The sequence below is a fragment of the Pararhizobium sp. A13 genome (genome assembly GCF_040126305.1).
Taxonomy (GTDB): Bacteria; Pseudomonadota; Alphaproteobacteria; order Rhizobiales; family Rhizobiaceae; genus Pararhizobium.
This window is the reverse complement of the sequence record NZ_CP149512.1, coordinates 25,681-41,116: the sequence shown is the minus strand read 5'-3', so window position 1 is coordinate 41,116 and position 15,436 is coordinate 25,681. Positions and strand designations below refer to the sequence as shown.

Sequence of the window (15,436 nt, the reverse complement as noted above, 5' to 3'; positions counted from 1 at the left end):
GTCTTTTCAACGCAGCATGACAACCTCGCGCAGCCGCTGCTGCGCCGTCTCAGGCGAGATGGTCTGGTCGTTGAAGAAATCGGCAAGGATGCCGATCCATCCTTCCGACATTTGCGACGGCATGGCCATGGACTGGGCACTAACCTCGCCCTTCTTTTCGGCAATCATCTGGAGACCAAGCCGACCGCAGCGATCAAGCCCGCTCGGATCAACGTCGGTGCGCACTGGGAGCGAGCCCTTGATGCGGCTGAAGGCCACCTGGTTGTCGCGATCAAGCACCATGCGTGCAAAAGCCTGCTGCCCTTCGGCTTCTTCCTCGCGGCTTGTCAGCGGAAAGGCAAAGGCATCGATGACCATGAAGTAGGCGATGGCAGTGCCGGGCACCAGGCTGCAACCGAAGTCCTTGTCGACGGTATAGCCGCGCGCTGATAGCTCGCCCTTTGCCCAATCGCCCATGAATTGCATACCGGCCTCACCACGCCCGACTGCGGCCGTGGCATCCGCCCAGGTCTTGGACTCGCGGGCAGCCACAGGCTCGGCATAGCGAGATACGCGGCGCAGCACCTCGAGCGCCTCGATCATGCGCGGATCGTTGACCATGGCCGGGTCGCCGCTGATGACACGGGCATAGCCCTCCGCCCCCAGCTTCTGATACATGATATTGTTGAAAATCAGCGATATTTCCCAACGACCTCCGCCCACGGCAACAGGCAGCCGGCCACTCGCCTTGATCTTCTCGGCGGCGGCGAAGATTTCGTCCCAGGTCTGCGGCGTCGCCAGGTCCAGGTCGCGGAACACAGCTTCACTTGTCCAGAGCCAGTTCTCGGCGTGGATGTTGGTCGGTGCAAAATAGACCTTGCCGTCATAGGTGATACGATCAAGCACGGCTGCGGGTAAGATTTCGCGCCAGTTGTCCTCTCGAGCCACCTGCTCAATGTCCAGGACAATTCCCATTTCGGGCAACTCGCGCGAGCCTTCATTGGCGTTCCACTGCATGACCGCCGGCGCGTATCCGTTGGCAATGCGCTCGCTGACGATCCTCTGTACCTCTACCTTGTTCTTGGCAGGCATATCGACCCACCGGTTGCCATCAGCGATCCATGCTTTTCTGAAGATATCGAGCGCCGCAGCTTCACTCTTCGATACCCAGAAATGGACGATGTCGACTGCCATGCCCTCTTCGGCAGCCGCCGGCTGTCCCTGACAGAAATTCGCAAGCACAACGGTCGCCGCGAAACACAACGGCCTTACCTTGTTCTTCATCGCTGTTTTCCTTTGGAATGAGCAAATCGCCAGTTCGAGGAGCGTCCAGTAGCGGCGCACCGGCCGGCTAACCGGCGCTTCGCGCCATGCGCCGCGTGGCCGTAACGCTCATTGCGGGGTCCGCAAAAACGAGCCGTTTCAGCAGGCGTTCACTTGCCAGTACGGCGGGCTGCGGTCTGGCGAACATATAACCCTGGCCGATTTCACAGCCGGCACTCACAAGAAAGCGCCGCTGCATGTCGGTCTCGATGCCTTCGGCGACGCAGCGCTTGCCAAGGTTGCGGGAGAGGTCGATCATGGCACGAACAATCTGCTCCGACCGCGTGTCGGTCCCTATGTCGGCGACGAAGCTGCGGTCAATCTTCAGCTCGTCAAAGGGAAAGTCACGCAGGTGCACCAGCGAGGCAAATCCGGTTCCAAAATCGTCGAGGGAGACTGAAAGGCCGTGCTCTCGGAAACGTGTCACCGTCTCAAGGATCCGGTCGGCATTGCGATTGAGGAAGACGTCCTCCGTCACCTCCACCGCGAAGTCGTGCCAGTCGAGGGCGTTTTCACGAATGACCTCGGCGAGCATATCGTAGCCATCCTCGCCCACCAGAAGGGCCTCGGGCAGGTTAATCGCGATCGGTCCGGGCACCAGCCCGGCGTCTTTCCAGGCTCTCAGATCCCGGCCGACCGTCGTTGCCACCGAACGGGTCATGCCGCGGATGAGATGCGGCCCTTCCATCAATGGCAAGAAACGGCCCGGGGCCAGTATACCAAGGCTGGGATGGCGCCAGCGCACGAGCGCCTCGAAACCCAGGTGCTCTCCTGTCAGCAGATTGACCTTCGACTGGTAGTGCACGATGAATTCATTGCGATCGACCGCGACAATGAGGGCGAGAGAGAGTTGGTTTTCTTCCAGCCGGCGGGCCAGCGCCGCTTCATCGAATATGATGGCCGTATTGCGTCCGCTCTTGGCTGTGTAGAGCGCAAGGTCGGCAACACGCATCAGGCCCGGCTCATCCGTTGCATGATCAGGAGCGACCGCGCCACCGATGCTCGCCGAGACCTGAAAGGTGCGACCCTCGAAGAGAAAATCCGCCGCAATGGTCTCCACGGCGCGACTGGCGATGCCGGCAAGTGCGGCTTCATCACGGATTCCGGGCAAAAGCACTGCGAACTCGTCGCCGCCCAGCCGCGCGACGAAGTCGTTGGAGCGAAAAATCCTCTGGAGAGTGCTGGCCACATGACGCAATACCGCGTCGCCGGCCGGATGGCCAAAGCCATCATTGACGCTTTTGAAACGGTCGAGGTCCACGAGCAGCACGGAAAAACCGACGCCGTTTCGCCTGAGCTCAATGAACAGATTGCCAAGGGTGTCGCTAAAGGCGGATCGATTGTAGATCCCGGTAAGCGCGTCGGTATGGGCAAGTTGCTTCAGCTGATTTTCGAAGCCCATCGTCCGGCGGTGCTCGTTGCGCAACTTCTTCAGCAGAGGGCTAAACAGAAATGCGCTGGCCAGCGCGAGCGTGGCCGCGATCAACGCAAGAAGCGAGGTACTGATCATCTTGGCGGTGTCGATGCTGATGTTGCTACGGTCGTGGGTTCGATGGATAAGTTCGCTGAACTGGCGGGTCAGGGTGCCCTCCGAAGAAACGGCAAAGTCGATTGGCCCCCAGAAGGTATAGCGTTGCCGCCGCTCCTCGTTCTTGGCTGCCGCCACCCTCTCGGCACGCCGGAGGAAGTCTTCGAGGCGCCGGTTGAGGTCGACGCCCAACAGCTTGGACGTCCCGTCGCGAGGGGTGAGCTTCTCCAGCAAATTCTGGCCGATGCGGCGGTGGAGTTCCTCGAGCTTTTTGCTCATGGTTCGAATATCAGTGACGGCGTTGCGAATGTCGCCGACCATCGGCGCGATAATGTATTCCGGCAAGTTGGAATCGGCCGAGGCTCGCATCAGCGCCCGCGTCTGGTTGGCGAGCTGCTGGAAACGGATGAACTGGCTGCTGGTCAGGGCGCTGATGTCCTGCTGGAGCGCGTGGCGATCAAGGGCGACCATAACCGTCAGATAGGTGGCCCCGATGAGGAAACTCATGACCACGACGGCGTTGGAATAGTTCCGCCCGATGGATCTGATATAGTTTTCGAGGGAAGACAGAGGCTTGGTCAGCGGGCTCGATAGTTTCAGCATCTTATCGGTGAACCCCTCGCCGGCTGGGTCGAGACAACCGGTCCGCGGCCCCTTTCATCTTCGTCATGACCAACATCGCTCCATTCCCCCATTTTTGCGATTGGCTATCCCAACGTCGCGCTCCCACCTCGATGCGCCCCTCAGTTTGCCCGTTTTTGACGCGCTCTGTTGCCAGGTACAAACTGCGTGGATCGAGCCGGGTTTCACCCGACGCGACCCCAAAAACATAAGGGCAAGGGGTTCCATACAATCGGCAAGATTGGGGGGCGCTGGCTAATGGAAGCTTAAAGAAGGACGTGGCCTTCCCGGATCGGAACAGTACGTGCGCGTTCTGTATAGTATTTGCGTTTTCCGATCATCCACGCGAAGGTTTCGGCCAATGTGATGAGGTTGTCTGCACCGGACATCTGCAACACTTGACCCCGGGGGCTCTTGCGAATTTGACCACAGACATTGTCGAGGCCGTATGGCAACTGGCGTAGCGAGCGGATGCTGACACGGCCCGCCGGTCAGCGGAGGCCATCGCGATCTCTCTCCTCCTGGAGCCCCTGGCTGCTTTCGGTCCAAATCTTGGCAGCAGGCCAATCGTGATTGGACTTATTCCCTCGTACGAGTCACGCTGCTGAAGGAAGAAAGGCCGGAACATCAATCGTTTCAATGGAGGGCGCAATGAAGCACCATGAATTCGATCAACTTCAGAATCTTGCCAGGATCAACCAGGATTACCCTCATCAAGTCGTGCCGCGCGATAAGCGTCTCCAACGTTGGGCGGAACTCCTCGAAGCGGATCCGCAGCGGCTCCTCTCTACGCTGCACGAAACCGAATATCAGCCGCGTGCGGTGCGTGCTGCCTTGCACTGCGACAACTCGGCGATCTCGGTCGCCTTCAACGATCCTGTCCTTCGCGCAGCCGGGATGAAAAACGACACCTACGGAGAAGCGAAACGGTTTTTCGAACTGTCCGACCGGCAATTGCACAGAATCGTCTGCTACTGCCATTTCGGCGCGACGGTAAGCGCTGCGACGACCGCCAGCTATATCCGGGCAAAGCATGTTGACAAGCCGGATGGCTTTTTGGCCCGGCTGCGTGCGATGTTCGTTGGATGATGCGGCAGTGGCGTTATCGCCTCATCCGCGATAACGGCAGAATGACAGGACACCAATATTGATGTCGCTTCGATCGGAGGCGACCCCTCGGCTCGTTGCGTGAACCGCTTCACGGGCGACAAGCGCCAATGCGCTTCCAATCAGCTGCTTTGAAAAACGTCGCGGCTGCGCGTCAAATCGTTGTCGTGAAATGCCAAGTATTTTTGGCGGTCCTCTCCTATTCGCTTTGTCTGAAATTGCGAATCCGATCGAACAGAACGGCAAGCACAATGGCACCACCGATGAACGTGCCTTGCCAGAAGGCGTTGATGCCCAGCAAGCCGAGACTGTTGCGGATCACCTCGATCAGAGCTGCCCCGATCAATGCGCCAAAGGCGGTGCCGACGCCGCCGGCCAGATTGGCGCCACCGATGACGGCGGCGGCGATGACCTGGAGTTCCATTCCAGCACCGATATTCGTGGTGACGGCGCCGAGCCAGCCGGTTTGAATGATGCCGGCAACCCCGGCCGACAGGGCGGAAATCATGTAGACCGCAACCTTGATCCCTTGCACGGGAACGCCCGTGAGTGTGGCCGCATGCTCATTGCCGCCGATGGCGAAGACGTAGCGGCCAAATCTGGTCCAGCGCAGCACGAAGCCGGTTAGGAGCGCCAGCACGATCATGTAGAGGACCGGGTTTGCGATACCGAAGAACCATGCGCCGCCGCCCAGCGCCAGCAATTTATCGTGATCCGGCCCGAACTGGAAGACGACGGTATTGTTGGACGCAACCATCGCCAGGCTGCGCGCGATCGAGAGCATGCCGAGCGTGACAACGAAGGGCGGGAAGCCCAGATAGGCGATCAGTACACCGTTGAACGCTCCGATCACGAGAGCGGTACCGATAGAGGCGGCGATGCCCACCTCGATGCTGTAGCCGGCATGCATGACAACCGCCAGCACCATGCTGCACAGGCAAAGCACCGATCCCACCGACAAGTCGATCCCGCCGGTAATGATGACGATCGTCATGCCGAGCGCAATGATCGCAACAAAAGTGACGTTGCGCGTGATGTTGTAGAGGTTTTTCGTCGTCGCGAACGAGTCGGTGGCGAAGGAAAGGAAAATGCAGGCGAGGATGACGGAAAGCAGGACCCAGAACGTCTGACTGCCAAATACCGCCGCAAGCCAACTCTGCTGCTTCTGTCCGATCGTCTGATCAAGGGTAATTGCCATCGTCGACCTTCGTTTCCATCCGATACGGGTAGGCTGCTTTTGTCACACCTGTTCGATCGCGCCCGTAATGAGCCCCGTCACTTCCTCGGGCGAACTCGCCGCAATCGGCTTGTCGGCCACCTTTCTGCCGCGCCGCATCACGATGACCCGGTCGGCAACCGAAAAGACGTCCGGCATGCGGTGACTGATCAGCACCACGGCGATGCCCCGGTCACGCAAGTGGCGGATCAGGTTGAGCACTTCCGCCACCTGCCGCACCGAGATGGCCGCAGTCGGCTCATCCATGAGCACGATTTTCGCCTCGGAGAGCATGGTGCGGGCGATCGCGACCGCCTGCCGCTGGCCGCCCGACATCTGCTTGACGAGGTCGCGCGGGCGCGTCTCCGACTTCAATTCCTTGAAGATCTCGCCGGCGCGCCGGTACATTGCCTTGTAGTCCAGCACCTTCAGGGGCCCAACGCCGCGGCGCAACTCGCGCCCGAGAAACACGTTGGCGGCCGCTGTCAGATTATTGCACAGCGCAAGATCCTGGTGAACGATCTCGATGCCATGCTGGCGCGCTTCCACCGGGCGGTGAAGGGCGAGCTCCTGGCCGTCCATGTGCATGGTTCCGTGGCTCGGCCGAAAGTTGCCGGCGATCATCTTGACCAAGGTAGATTTGCCGGCACCATTGTCGCCCATGAGGCCGACGACCTGCCCCGCCTCAAGGACAAACGAAACATCATTGACAGCCTGGATGGCCCCGAAATGTTTGGAGATGTTGGTGAGTTCGAGAACTGCCACCAGCCTTCTAGCCTCCCAGGCTCGCCGGCGCGTGACCGTCTCGAACCGTGATCCCTGCACGCGGAGCCGTCGCGCGTCGCCTCCCCGATTTCCTCAACGGGAGAAGCGATGCCATGCATTTACGCAAAAACCCGCGGCAGCGTCAATCAATTGTACTATGGATCCAACTATATCTCATTATATCTCATTTGTAGTATAAATATCCATTGACGTGCGTTGCGCACGGATATTAGCTGTTTTCTGGGAGGAGAGCATGCTTATCCTTGTTACCGGTGCCACGGGCAAGGTCGGGCGGCACTTCATTGCTGGGCTGCTTGACGATCCGCGATTTTCGAATGCGCGCATACGTGCCCTTTGTCATAACCGGTTGTGCGATGAGACCGACCGGATTGAAGTGATGCGCGGTTCGATCGCCGATCGGGATGTCGCGACCGCGGCACTTGCCGGTGTTACCCATGTCGTTCATCTCGCCACTTGCAAGGAAACGCCTGCCGATGTCATGGACGTCACCGTCAAGGGTCTCTTCTGGCTCCTTGAGGCGTTCCGGATCAGCGCCACTGCGCGCCAGTTCATCCTCATTGGCGGCGATGCAGGAATCGGTCATTTCTACTATCGCCATGACGGTCCGATCACGGAGAGCGTGCCCCATAGCGCCTATCCGGGAAGCTACGCCCTGTCCAAGGTCCTGGAAGAGGTGATGCTGGAGCAGTTCGGCATTCAGTATGACCTCAATGGTTGCTGCCTGCGTGCGCCATGGATCATGGAAAAGGATGACTTCAAGTTTACGCTGTCTTTCGGCGACGAGGTGTTCGGCGGGCCAGACTGGAAAACGCTCGTTCCGGAGGCCGACGCGAAGCGCTATGCCAGAAAGGGCACAGTGCCGCTCCTGCGCGACGCCGATGGGCAGCCGCTGAAGCGCAACTTCGTGCATGTCGATGATCTCGTCAGCGCCATATTGGCCGCGATCGACAATCCGCGCACGAAGCGGCAGCTCTTCAACATCTGCATGGATCGGCCGGTCGACTATGGCGAAGTCGCCAGCTACCTCGGCCGCACGCGCGGTCTCGATTCCGTCGACATGCCGAGCCAGTTCCACTCGAACTGGATGGATAACAGCAAGGCCAAGTACCTGCTGAACTGGCGGCCCGACTACGATCTGGAATTGCTTATCGACTCGGCATGGAAATACGAGCGCTCACAGAATGACCCTCGCATCGTCTGGTATCCGGGTTGATGTGTGGCGGACACGCCGTGTCCGTCTGTTTAACGGGAGGAACCTATGAGGAAGATATTATTGCTTGGCGTCGCGGTTTTGGCTCTCGGCGCGGGAGAGGCTTTGGCCAAGAAGCAGCTTGTCATCGTCGTGAAAGGCCTCGACAACCCGTTCTTCGAGGCGATCAATCAAGGTTGCCAGAAGTGGAACAAGGAAAACCCGGACTCTGAATATGAATGCTTCTACACCGGCCCCGCATCGACCTCCGATGAGGCCGGCGAAGCGCAGATCGTCCAGGACATGCTCGGCAAGGCCGACACTGCGGCGATCGCCATCTCGCCGTCCAACGCCAAGCTGATCGCCCAGACGCTGAAGACCGCCAATCCGACGGTTCCGGTGATGACGCTGGATGCGGACCTTGCCGCCGAAGACTCTGCGTTGCGCAAGACCTACCTCGGTACCGACAACTACCTCATGGGCGCGCGCATTGGTGACTACATCAAGAAGGCCAAGCCGAATGGTGGCAAGATTTGCACGATCGAAGGCAATCCAGGCGCCGACAACATCCTGCGCCGCGCCCAGGGCATGCGTGATACGCTGACCGGACAGAAGGGGCTGGCAGAACTGAAGGGCGAAGGCGGCTGGACAGAAGTCGCCGGCTGCCCGGTTTTCACCAACGACAACGGAGCGCAGGGCGTCCAGGCGATGACCGACATTCTTGCCGCCAATCCCGATCTCGCCGCCTTCGGCATCATGGGCGGCTGGCCGTTGTTCGGCGCACCACAGCCGTATCGCGATCTGTTCAAGCCCATGGCCGAGAAGATCGCCAGCAACGAGTTCGTCATTGGCGCTGCCGACACGATCGGCGATGAGGTGGCGATCGCGCGTGAAGGCCTGGTGACGGCACTCGTCGGCCAACGCCCATTCGAAATGGGCTACAAGGCGCCGTCGGTGATGATGGACCTCATCGCCGGAAAGCCGGTTGAAGATCCGGTGTTTACAGGCCTTGATGAATGCACCAAGGATACAGTCGATACCTGCATCCAGAAGTAATCCAGCCGTTCGGGGCGCCCAGCCCATGGGCGCCCCGAACTGCCATGACACGATCTTGCACCCCGGCCGAGGCGCCATGGTCGGGCATCGTGTGTAAAGGGCAGACGATCCGGACAGAGGCCAGCGACGGCCAACGGCCATCGACACTGTGCCGCGCTGACAATTTTTCCGAGCGCCGTTCAAACCAAGACAGGATGCGGGAACTGGCTGCCACCCATGTCGGCCCCGGCACTGCGATCATATCCAATGAAGGTCACGTCAAGCTGACGACAACGGCCGACATCTGGCATCGGGCAAAAACACCTCTTTTGTGCAGCGCACATAAAATGGCACGGAATTTGCGTATTCCCTGTCAAGGGCACGCGCCGACTTGCATCGGCATGAAAAACGCTAGTCCTCGCGATGAATAGGTGGGACCAGCCTATTTCTTCGGCAAAAACATGGATTGATTGATAGCCAGGAGCAAATGACAGCATACACGATAGTTCTGGGGCGTCAGCGCCATGTTTTTCAGGATCTGAAATCGGTAATGGCCTGCGCCTCGCCGCTGAAGTCGGGCGATGTGCTTGCGGGGATCGCGGCATCAAGCAATGAACGGCGGGTGGCGGCTCGCTACCTGCTGGCGGATATGCCGCTCAAGACATTCCTGAATGACCTTCTCATACCCTATGAAGCCGACGAGGTCAGCCGGTTGATTGTCGACCGCCACAACCTGGCTGCGTTCGCGCCAGTTTCGCACATGACGGTCGGCGAGTTTCGCGACTGGCTTCTTTCCTATGAAGCGACGACCGAAAGGCTGGCCGCGCTTGCGCCGGGCCTCACCCCGGAAATGGTCGCGGCAGTCTCCAAGATCATGCGCAATCACGATCTGATCATCGTTGCCGGCAAATGCAGCGTGATCACCGCTTTCCGCTCAACCATCGGCCTGCCCGGCAGACTTTCGAGCCGTCTCCAGCCCAATCATCCGACCGACGATCCGGAAGGCGTGGCCGGCTCGACGCTGGACGGGCTTCTCTTCGGTGTCGGCGATGCGGTTATCGGCATAAATCCGGCCACCGACAATCTCGATGCCTGCACCCGATTGATGGTTCTCTTCGAGAGGCTGCGTGAACGGTTCGAGATACCCACCCAATCTTGCGTGTTGACCCATGTCACGACCTCCATCAAGGCAATCGAGGCGGGTGCGCCGCTCGATCTGGTTTTCCAGTCGATTGCCGGCACTGAAGCTGCCAACGGGGGGTTCGGCGTCGATCTCGCCGTTCTCAGGGAAGGCCAGGAGGCTGCGCTTTCGATGAAGCGCGGCACCGTCGGCAACAATGTGATGTATCTGGAAACCGGCCAGGGCAGCGCGCTGTCGGCCGATGCCCATCACGGCGTCGATGAGCAGACGATCGAAGCCCGTGCCTATGCCGTCGCGCGCGAATTCAAGCCGTTGCTCGTCAATACGGTGGTCGGCTTTATCGGGCCGGAATATCTCTATGACGCCAAGCAGATCATCAGGGCAGGCCTCGAGGATCATCTTTGCGGCAAGCTTCTCGGCGTGCCGATGGGGGTTGACGTCTGCTACACCAACCATGCCGAAGCCGATCAGGACGACATGGACAATCTGATGGTGCTGCTCACCGTCGCAGGCGTCAATTTCCTGATCGCCGTCCCCGGTGCTGATGACGTCATGCTCAATTACCAGACCCTGTCCTATCACGATATCGTTGGCCTGCGGCACCAGTTTTCCCGTCCGCCAGCGCCGGAGTTTGAAGCCTGGCTCGAGCGTATGGGCATGCTGGACCGGAAGGGCCGGCTGGCACCGGCGGGATCCAGCGGCGCCTTTTCCCGCAACCTCCTGGATTACAAGGCGTCGGCATGACAAAGGCAATTGAACTCGACCCGTTTGCGCGTTTTCGCGACGTTACGAGAGCGCGCATCGGACTTGGCAGGTCCGGCGATGCCATACCGACCAGGGCGATTCTCGATTTCCAGCTGGCGCATGCCCGGGCGCGGGATGCCGTGCACGGGCAGGTGGATTTTACGGCTCTTGCCAATGAGCTCGCCCCCATACCCACCATTCGGGTTCGATCGCGCGCCAAAGATCGCACGGTCTATCTGGCCCGTCCGGACCTGGGTCGCCAAGCTGATACTGCAGATCTTCCGGAGACAAGCGAGCGCCATGACATCGCGTTCATTATTGCCGATGGTCTTTCGGCCGCCGCGGTCGAGCGGCACGCGGCTCCACTGTTCAAGGCCTGCATGAAGCGTCTCGGAGGGTTCCGGATTGCCCCGGTCATACTGGGCGAGCAGGCGCGGGTGGCCTTTGGCGATGAGGCAGCAGCAGCCCTCGGCGCAGAAATCGCCATCGTGATGATCGGCGAGCGGCCGGGGCTCAGCGTGCCGGATAGCCTTGGCGCGTATATTACGTTCCGTCCGCAAGCAGGGCGGCGTGATAGCGAACGCAACTGCATTTCGAATATCCATGCCGACGGGCTGAGCTATGAAACCGCCGCGGACAAGATCGTCTGGATTGTGCGGGAGGCACTTCGCCTGCAACTGACCGGCGTGGATCTCAAGGAAAATGCTCAAGGCGCCACAGAAGCGCTGTCATACTCAAAACCATAATTCCATTCAAAAAAAGGGGAACAATCATGTCCGATTCCGGACCCACGCTCGCCAAAAGCCTGACCGGGCTGCATCTATGGGGACTAGCCGTCGGCCTCGTCATATCAGGGGAGTATTTCGGCTGGAGCTATGGCTGGGCCGCCGCCGGCACGCTCGGCTTCCTGATCACCACGATCCTGATCGCCGTCATGTACACCACGTTCATCTTCTCGTTTACCGAGTTGACGACCGCCATTCCACATGCCGGCGGGCCGTTTGCCTATGCGCTCAGGGCATTTGGCCCACTCGGCGGGTTTGTCGCCGGCTTTGCCACTCTGGTGGAGTTCGTCTTCGCACCTCCGGCCATCGCGCTTGCCATCGGCGCCTATCTCAATGTGCAGTTTCCCGGGCTTGACCCGAAGCTGGCGGCCGTCGGCGCCTATATCGTCTTCATGGCGCTCAATATCGTCGGCGTTACCATCGCAGCGACGTTCGAACTCTTCATCACCATTCTGGCGATTGCCGAACTTTTGATCTTCATGGGCGTCGTCACTCCGGGCTTCTCCTTTGCCAATTTCGCTGCCAATGGCTGGGCTGGTTCATCAGAGTTCTCGATCGGTGCTATCGGCGGGATCTTCGCAGCCATTCCCTTCGCCATCTGGTTTTTCCTGGCAATCGAAGGCGCAGCCATGGCGGCTGAGGAGACCAAGAACCCGACCCGCACTGTGCCGATTGCCTATATTGCCGGCATCCTTACCCTGGTGTTTCTTGCCTTCGGGACGATGATCTTTGCCGGCGGCGTGGGCGACTGGCGCACGCTGTCCAATATCAACGATCCGCTGCCGCAGGCAATGAAGGCGGTCGTCGGCGAAAGCTCCGGTTGGTTGCATATGCTGGTCTGGATTGGCCTGTTCGGCCTGATCGCGTCCTTCCATGGCATCATCATGGGTTATTCACGGCAAATTTTCGCACTGGGCCGTGCCGGCTATCTGCCGGAAGTCCTGGCAAAGATCCATCCGAAGTTCCGCACACCCTATCTCGCCGTTCTTGCCGGCGGCGCGGTCGGCATAGCCGCCATCTTTTCCGACAGCCTCATCCAGATCGGCGGATTGCCGCTCACGGCCAATATTGTCACCATGTCGGTCTTCGGCGCGATCATCATGTACATCGTCTCCATGGCATCGCTGTTCAAGCTTCGCCGTGCCGAGCCGGGGCTTGCCCGTCCATTCAAGGCATGGGGCTATCCTGTTGTGCCAGCCATTGCACTCGGACTGGCTCTCGTCGCGCTCGCCGCGATGATCTACTACAACTTCCTGATTTTCGTGATCTTCCTCTCCATGGGCGTGGTGGCTTTCGGTATCTGGCACCTGTTTTCGGGCGGCGTTGCCAAGGAAGCTGTAGCGTCAGCCTGACGAGGCTCTCACGCCCGGGGGGATAACTGGTGGCAGGCCCCACCGTTTCGAGGTTGTGTGAGAAGTCTCGTAAATCAGTGAAAATGGCCGCACCGGAAACGATACGGCCATTTTCATGCGGCATCCGGGTCTCAGCCCAGGGCTTGGCTCGCCAGCGCGTAAATCCGCGGACGATCCTCTGGGACCGCGCTATCCTGAGGAATCCAGCGCTGCCCGAGCGACATTGTCGTTACAGTATCAAAGACGGGCATGCCGCACCGCGAAAGAAACTCCGCGAAGCTTCCCTCTTTCTGGCGCGTATCAAGACGAAGAAAACGGCCTGCGTGCTCGGCAACAAATCGGCGGGTAACCGCAATCGCGTCCCGATCGCTGCTGGCGACCACCGGGCCAATAACATGACCCCGGCCGAAGGCCCTGCACAGCGCGAACGCCTTGAGTTCGCCCTCGCGGAACAGGCCAACACCCCTGGAGTGTTCCATCAATTCAGCGAGAAGCGGCATGCGATCGGCCCCATAGGCGTGGCGGTCGAGCTTTGCCACTGGCACGAGATCATCAGGACCGACGGCTCGCACGCCCGCTGCTCCCGGCGCTGCAGCGGTAGCATCAGGTTCGATGGCTTCACCCTGACACTGGTAGACGATTTTTTCCGCCTCAAAACCCAATGAAAGATAGAGGCGGTACGCAGCGCGCGTCGCGCTAAGGCCCAGTTTGTAGCCTTCCAGTTCGCTCAAGGCATGTCGCATCAGCCACTGCCCGGTCCCGTTGGCCTGCAGGCGTGGCGATGTGATCAACATTCCAATCGTTGCAAAATTATCGCCATTGGCAAACCACATGGCAGAACCCAAGACGCGGCCGATACCATCCTGAGCCACGATACCCTTACCGACGCGGCGCAGGAATTGCCAATCCTCCGCGCGGTGCGGCCAACCGACGGCGATGGACAGGGCATGCAGCTGATCAAGTTCTGCGTCGGCGATGTCGCCAATCTTCATCTGCACGGTATCGACGACCAAGGATTCTGACGCCGCTTTTTCCACCTTGAGCCTCCCGACTGCATCTTCAAACGCAATTAATCCAGGCAACCGTACAAAGCGCCGGAGTTGTTTGCGAATAGAATTTAAGCCGGAGCGGCCGATACAATCCGCTCCAGAAGGCTCGCTGCTCGCAACAATCCGCTAAAACCGAGCCGCATTCGGCACGCAATCCGGCGGAGTGTCTCTAAGCTTCAAAAGGAGGCCGACCCGTCTCGTGACAGTTCGGGTCTGTTCAAAAGCTCAGCAAAGAAGTCTACAAGATGTCCCCTCCCGTTCGTCCCGTCGCCAGTGCAGACAAGTTTCCCCTGGAAGCCGACGTGGTCATCCTGGGCGGCGGCATGGCTGGCATCGCAACGGCCTGGCAGCTTGCGAAACGCGGCATGTCGGTGGTTGTGGTCGAAAAGGGTGTTGTTGCAGGCGAGCAATCGAGCCGAAACTGGGGCTGGTGCCGTCAGCAGAACCGTGATCCGCGCGAGCTGCCGCTTGCCCAGCTCGCGATCCGCATCTGGTCGACCCTGAACGAGGAGACCGGCGAAGAAACCGGCTTTCGCCAAAGCGGCCTTGTCTACGCCTCCACCAAGCAAGCCGACATCGAGACTTGGGAGAACTGGGGCAAGATCGCACGTGAATTCGGCGTCGATACGCACATGCTGACAGACAGCGAGGCGGCCGCGCGCTTGCCCGGCAACAGCAGGACCTGGCTCGGCGGCGTTTATTCTCCAACCGACGGCCGTGCAGAGCCCGCGCTGGCGGCACCAGCGCTTGCCAGGGCGGCGCAGCGCGCCGGCGCCGTGATCGTCCAGAACTGTGCGGCGCGCGCCTTCGAGACGAGCGGCGGCAAGATCTCTGGCGTCGTCACCGAACGGGGCCTCATCCGCTGCTGCGCACTCCTTATTGCAGGCGGCGCCTGGAGCGGCATGTTCCTGCGCCATCACGGACACAAATTCCTGCAGGCATCCGTCAAGTCGACGTCCTTCTATACGACGCCTGCCGCCGCCGTGACCGAGGGCGGGGTCGCCATGGAGGACGTGACGGTGCGTCGTCGCCTCGACGGCGGATATACCGTCGGCCTGAGCGGTCGGGGACAATTGCAGATCAGCCCCTGGGGGCTGATGCAGGCAAAATCGTTCTGGCGGACATTCCAGACGCGGCGCAAGGGGCTTACCTTCGGCATCGGCCGGCAGTTCCTCGAGGGCCCCGAGAGCATTTCGCGCTGGAGGGCCGACAGCGTTTCCCCTTTCGAGCGGACCCGCATCCTCGATCCCCGGCCCGACGCGCATCTCGTGGAAAAGGGAATCCGGCGCTTGACGGAAATCTACCCGGCACTCGCCGGCATTCGGCCTGCGCAAAGCTGGGGCGGCATGGTGGATTCGACCCCGGACGCCATTCCTGTCATCTCGCCCGTCGCTTCACAGCCCGGTCTCTACATCGCATCGGGCTTCAGCGGTCATGGCTTCGGCATCGGTCCGGCAGCCGGCCAGCTTGCCGCCGATCTCATCCGTGGCGACAGGCCCTGCGTCGATCCGAAACCCTATCGCTACGAGCGGATGATCGACGGGACCGATCTCGGCAAGCCGGGCATGCTGTGAGGTTGTC

12 protein-coding genes and 1 pseudogene are annotated in these 15,436 nt (G+C 60.1%); 8 read left to right on the top strand and 5 right to left on the bottom strand.

Features of this window, described 5'->3' with window-relative positions:
* Positions 1 to 6: 6 nt before the first annotated feature.
* Positions 7 to 1,173 carry an ABC transporter substrate-binding protein gene (locus WI754_RS28930; protein ID WP_341486623.1) on the bottom strand — a complete coding sequence of 389 codons (1,167 nt, stop codon included), beginning with the start codon at positions 1,171 to 1,173 and terminating at the stop codon, positions 7 to 9.
* 157 nt (positions 1,174 to 1,330) lie between these two features.
* Positions 1,331 to 3,433, bottom strand: coding sequence for an EAL domain-containing protein (locus WI754_RS28925; protein ID WP_341486466.1), 2,103 nt, complete (start codon positions 3,431 to 3,433; stop codon positions 1,331 to 1,333).
* A 669-nt stretch (positions 3,434 to 4,102) separates the two neighbouring features.
* On the opposite strand from WI754_RS28925, the gene WI754_RS28920 reads away from it, so the two are divergent.
* A complete protein-coding gene (locus WI754_RS28920; RefSeq protein WP_341486465.1) occupies positions 4,103 to 4,540 on the top strand; it encodes a hypothetical protein in 438 nt (145 codons plus the stop codon).
* A 217-nt stretch (positions 4,541 to 4,757) separates the two neighbouring features.
* On the opposite strand, the gene WI754_RS28915 is transcribed toward WI754_RS28920, so the two are convergent.
* Both WI754_RS28915 and WI754_RS28910 read right to left on the bottom strand, forming a co-directional pair.
* The gene (locus WI754_RS28915) at positions 4,758 to 5,756 is read right to left on the bottom strand and encodes an ABC transporter permease (protein ID WP_341486464.1); all 999 of its coding nucleotides are present in this window, start codon (positions 5,754 to 5,756) and stop codon (positions 4,758 to 4,760) included.
* A 42-nt stretch (positions 5,757 to 5,798) separates the two neighbouring features.
* Positions 5,799 to 6,599, bottom strand: coding sequence for an ATP-binding cassette domain-containing protein (locus WI754_RS28910; protein ID WP_341486463.1), 801 nt, complete (start codon positions 6,597 to 6,599; stop codon positions 5,799 to 5,801).
* Between the two features lie 193 nt (positions 6,600 to 6,792).
* Here WI754_RS28910 and WI754_RS28905 point away from each other — a divergent pair, with 193 nt between their 5' ends.
* The 6 genes and pseudogenes from WI754_RS28905 (at position 6,793) to eat (ending at position 12,806) form a co-directional block, all read left to right on the top strand.
* Positions 6,793 to 7,773 (top strand): NAD(P)-dependent oxidoreductase, encoded by a 981-nt coding sequence (locus tag WI754_RS28905; RefSeq protein ID WP_341486462.1) that lies wholly within the window; start codon positions 6,793 to 6,795, stop codon positions 7,771 to 7,773.
* Positions 7,774 to 7,818: 45 nt separating this feature from the next.
* Entirely contained in the window at positions 7,819 to 8,805 is a 987-nt protein-coding gene (locus tag WI754_RS28900; protein WP_341486461.1) for a substrate-binding domain-containing protein, read from the top strand.
* Positions 8,806 to 8,867: 62 nt separating this feature from the next.
* Positions 8,868 to 9,086: pseudogene (locus tag WI754_RS28895) on the top strand (urea carboxylase); the annotation flags it as partial.
* Between the two features lie 185 nt (positions 9,087 to 9,271).
* The gene (locus tag WI754_RS28890) at positions 9,272 to 10,669 is read left to right on the top strand and encodes an ethanolamine ammonia-lyase subunit EutB (RefSeq protein ID WP_341486460.1); all 1,398 of its coding nucleotides are present in this window, start codon (positions 9,272 to 9,274) and stop codon (positions 10,667 to 10,669) included.
* On the top strand, positions 10,666 to 11,415 hold the full coding sequence (gene eutC, locus WI754_RS28885; RefSeq protein ID WP_341486459.1) for an ethanolamine ammonia-lyase subunit EutC: 750 nt from the start codon (positions 10,666 to 10,668) through the stop codon (positions 11,413 to 11,415). The genes WI754_RS28890 and eutC overlap by 4 nt, the downstream gene beginning before the upstream one ends.
* A 26-nt stretch (positions 11,416 to 11,441) precedes the next feature.
* Positions 11,442 to 12,806 carry an ethanolamine permease gene (eat, locus tag WI754_RS28880; protein WP_341486458.1) on the top strand — a complete coding sequence of 455 codons (1,365 nt, stop codon included), beginning with the start codon at positions 11,442 to 11,444 and terminating at the stop codon, positions 12,804 to 12,806.
* Between the two features lie 131 nt (positions 12,807 to 12,937).
* Here eat and WI754_RS28875 read toward each other — a convergent pair whose 3' ends face one another.
* A complete protein-coding gene (locus tag WI754_RS28875) occupies positions 12,938 to 13,798 on the bottom strand; it encodes a GNAT family N-acetyltransferase (protein WP_341486622.1) in 861 nt (286 codons plus the stop codon).
* A gap of 302 nt (positions 13,799 to 14,100) precedes the next feature.
* Between WI754_RS28875 and WI754_RS28870 the strand changes: the two genes are divergently transcribed.
* Positions 14,101 to 15,429, top strand: coding sequence for an FAD-binding oxidoreductase (locus tag WI754_RS28870; protein WP_341486457.1), 1,329 nt, complete (start codon positions 14,101 to 14,103; stop codon positions 15,427 to 15,429).
* Positions 15,430 to 15,436 lie beyond the last annotated feature (7 nt).

Bases quoted from the DNA above. Each gene is read 5' to 3' on its own strand.
- WI754_RS28930 (WP_341486623.1), bottom strand. From the start codon at position 1,173: ATGGCAGTCGACATCGTCCATTTCTGGGTATCGAAGAGTGAAGCTGCG.
- WI754_RS28925 (WP_341486466.1), bottom strand. From the start codon at position 3,433: ATGCTGAAACTATCGAGCCCGCTGACCAAGCCTCTGTCTTCCCTCGAA.
- WI754_RS28920 (WP_341486465.1), top strand. From the start codon at position 4,103: ATGAAGCACCATGAATTCGATCAACTTCAGAATCTTGCCAGGATCAAC.
- WI754_RS28915 (WP_341486464.1), bottom strand. From the start codon at position 5,756: ATGGCAATTACCCTTGATCAGACGATCGGACAGAAGCAGCAGAGTTGG.
- WI754_RS28905 (WP_341486462.1), top strand. From the start codon at position 6,793: ATGCTTATCCTTGTTACCGGTGCCACGGGCAAGGTCGGGCGGCACTTC.
- WI754_RS28900 (WP_341486461.1), top strand. From the start codon at position 7,819: ATGAGGAAGATATTATTGCTTGGCGTCGCGGTTTTGGCTCTCGGCGCG.
- WI754_RS28890 (WP_341486460.1), top strand. From the start codon at position 9,272: ATGACAGCATACACGATAGTTCTGGGGCGTCAGCGCCATGTTTTTCAG.
- eutC (WP_341486459.1), top strand. From the start codon at position 10,666: ATGACAAAGGCAATTGAACTCGACCCGTTTGCGCGTTTTCGCGACGTT.
- eat (WP_341486458.1), top strand. From the start codon at position 11,442: ATGTCCGATTCCGGACCCACGCTCGCCAAAAGCCTGACCGGGCTGCAT.
- WI754_RS28875 (WP_341486622.1), bottom strand. From the start codon at position 13,798: ATGAAGATTGGCGACATCGCCGACGCAGAACTTGATCAGCTGCATGCC.
- WI754_RS28870 (WP_341486457.1), top strand. From the start codon at position 14,101: ATGTCCCCTCCCGTTCGTCCCGTCGCCAGTGCAGACAAGTTTCCCCTG.